This window comes from Blautia sp. ZXY-1-B12, from assembly GCF_056339915.1.
On record NZ_JBWJVP010000143.1, the window covers coordinates 1 to 3224 of the forward strand.

3 protein-coding genes are annotated in these 3224 nt (G+C 39.8%); all 3 read left to right on the forward strand.

Features of this window, described 5'->3' with window-relative positions:
• Positions 1-1237, forward strand: a 1237-nt coding sequence (yfcC, locus tag AC075L_RS07535; protein ID WP_476387479.1) for a putative basic amino acid antiporter YfcC, incomplete at its 5' end; no start/stop codon positions are given.
• 32 nt (positions 1238-1269) lie between these two features.
• The gene (iadA, locus tag AC075L_RS07540) at positions 1270-2418 is read left to right on the forward strand and encodes a beta-aspartyl-peptidase (protein WP_118409444.1); all 1149 of its coding nucleotides are present in this window, start codon (positions 1270-1272) and stop codon (positions 2416-2418) included.
• A 141-nt stretch (positions 2419-2559) separates the two neighbouring features.
• The coding region (locus tag AC075L_RS07545; RefSeq protein ID WP_476387480.1) for an alpha/beta hydrolase at positions 2560-3224 on the forward strand (665 nt) is incomplete at its 3' end.

The following is a 3224-nucleotide window of genomic DNA, read 5'->3' on the forward strand; positions in this document are numbered from 1 at the left end:
CAACTATATGTATAACGGAATCGTAAATAGTTCTGCAATCGAGATTATCGCATTCCTTATGGTAGTAGGTGGTGCATTCGGTATCATGATCCGTACAGGTGCGATTGAATCCGGATTGATCGGATTGATCCGTAAGGCAAAGGGAGCAGAAAAACTGCTGATTCCGATACTTTTCGTACTGTTTTCTCTTGGTGGAGCAGTTTTTGGAATGGGAGAAGAAGCACTTCCGTTTACTATGATTCTTTGTCCGTTGTTTGTAGCAGTTGGATATGATTCAGTTATCGCAGTTCTTGTTACTTATGTTGCAACACAGATTGGTTTCGGTTCATCCTGGATGAATCCATTCTCTGTAGGTATTGCACAGGGTATTGCAGGTATTGATGTATTCTCCGGAGCAGGATTCCGTATGGTAATGTGGGTAGTATTTACAGTTCTTGGCTGTGGAATGACTATGTTCTATGCGTCAAAGATTAAAAAGACTCCGACAATCTCAATCGCATATAAGACAGATTCTTATTTCCGTGAGCAAAATGAAAAAACAGGAATTGACGAAGGACATTCATTTGGTCTTGGACACATTTTAGTTCTTCTGACACTGGCTGCTACAGTAGTATGGGTAGTTTGGGGAGTTATGACTCAAGGATACTACATGCCAGAGATTGCTACACAGTTCTTTATTATGGGAATTGTTTCCGGTGTGATCGGAGTTATCTTTAAACTGAACGATATGAAACTGAATGATATCGCAATATCATTCAAAGATGGAGCAAAAGATCTGATTGGTGCTGCACTTGTTGTTGCTATGGCACAGGGTATCATGCAGGTTCTTGGTGGATCAGATCCGACAACACCTACAGTTATCAATACAATTATGTATAATATTTCAAATGCATTGTCTGGAGTTTCCGGAGCGGTTGCAGCAGTACTTATGTATCTGTTCCAGTCCGTATTCAACTTCTTTGTTGTATCCGGAACAGGGCAGGCTGCGATCACAATGCCGATCATGGCTCCACTGTCAGACCTGTTAGGTGTTTCACGACAGACAGCTGTAGTTGCATTCCAGCTTGGTGATGCATTTACAAACCTGATTGTTCCTACATCTGGATGTCTGATCGGATCTCTTGCAATTGCAAAGATTGAGTGGTCTAACTGGATTAAATTCATGTGGAAATTCCTTGGCGTCTTAATGATTGGTGCAATCATTACAGTTCTTATTGCAGTTGGAATTGGATTCTAAAACATACATTGTATAATTTGGAGTGATTTATGATGAAATTAATTCAGAATATTGATGTTTATGCTCCACAGCATCTGGGGAAAAAAGATGTACTTACAATCAATGATAAGATTGTCAAGATTAAAGATGCAGGTTCTATATCCGCAGAGGGATTTCTTTCTGAGGCAGAAATGATCAATGGAGAGGGTTTACTTTTAACTCCGGGATTCATTGATAGTCATGTTCATGTACTTGGAGGCGGTGGCGAAGGTGGATTCGCCAATCGTACTCCGGAAGCAACTATGGAAGGACTTACGAAGTTTGGAGTAACAACAGTTGTTGGCTGCCTTGGAACAGATGGAATCGGTCGTGATATGTGTGCACTGGTTGCAAAGACAAAAGGATTGAATGAGCAGGGAATGTCTGCATACTGTTATACAGGCAGTTATCAGATTCCGGTTCACACGTTGACTGACAGTATTGTGAAAGATATTATGATGATTCAGGAAATCATTGGAACCGGAGAAATCGCGATCTCTGATCATCGGTCTTCACAGCCGACTTTTGAGGAATTTGCACGTGTCGTTGCGGATACAAGACTTGGTGGTGTTCTTTCCGGGAAAGCTGGTATTGTAAATGTTCATCTTGGCGACAGTCCGAGATGCTTAGATCTTATTGAACGAGTGGTAGATGAGACAGAGATACCGGCTTCTCAAATACTGCCAACACATATCAATCGAAATGAGATGCTTTTTGGCAAGTCGATTGAGTATGCGCTGAAAGGCGGAGCAGTAGACTTTACAGGAAATGAAGATATTGACTATTGGGAAACTATCTGTGATGAGGTACGTGTATGTAATGGTATCAAACGGATGTTGGATGCAGGAGTAAATCCTGACCGTATGACAATTTCTTCTGATGGACAGGGAAGCCTTCCGATGTACAGTAGTGATGGCGAATTCCTTGGAATGGGCGTTGGACAGTCCAGCTGCCTTCTGAAGGAAGTAAAAGAATGTGTATTTAAAACAGAAATTCCTTTAGAAATAGCTATTTCTACAATTACATCTAATCCGGCAGATATTCTTCGCCTCAAAGGAAAAGGTAAGGTTAAAGAAGGCTATGATGCGGATCTTTGTATTCTTGACCAGGAACTTCAGCTTGTTGAAGTAATTGCAAAAGGGAATACAGTTTATACAAAATAAAGTATATTGATGTTAAAAGCACCAGTCATTCAGTTGGCTGGTGCTTTTTGTAATATTAAATTCACTTTAATAAGCACTTTATGATATAATGGGCTCGTAGTCTTTTACAGACATAAGAACGGGTATAAGGAGAATATAGTATTGATTAATCAGACAGCGAAGAAGATTTTGAAAGCTCTGTCTTTTGATGGTGTGGAAGTAGAAGCATTTCGTCATATGGCGGATTTAAAACGATTGGATCCGATGAAGATTTTTTATAAAAAAATAGATGAGAAAATATATAACGGGAGTCATGCAGTCCCGATTCGTATTTTCTTTCCAACTGAAAAAAGTTTTCGTGAGAGTGAAGAAAAGAAACATAATATTCAAGATAAAAAGATGCTTTTGTTTATACATGGCGGCGGCTGGGTTACAGAGAGTATCGATAATTATGAAAGAATTTGTGCCCGGCTTGCTAATGCAACCGGACAATATGTAGTTGCAGTTGAATACCGACTGGCACCGGAAGATAAATTCCCGGTAGGTCTGGAAGATTGTTATGCCGTTGCGAAAACATTATATTCCGGAGATTTTATGCTCAACATAAAACCCGAAAATATTACATTGATCGGAGATAGTGCCGGAGGGAATCTTTGTGCAGCATTATCTTTGATGGCTAGAGATTGTGGAGAATTTATGCCAAAAAGACAGATACTGATCTATCCGGCTACATATAATGATTATACAGAAAATTCACCATTTCCATCTGTTAAGGAAAATGGAACAGATTATCTTTTGACAGCTGGGAAGATGCAGGATTATATTGA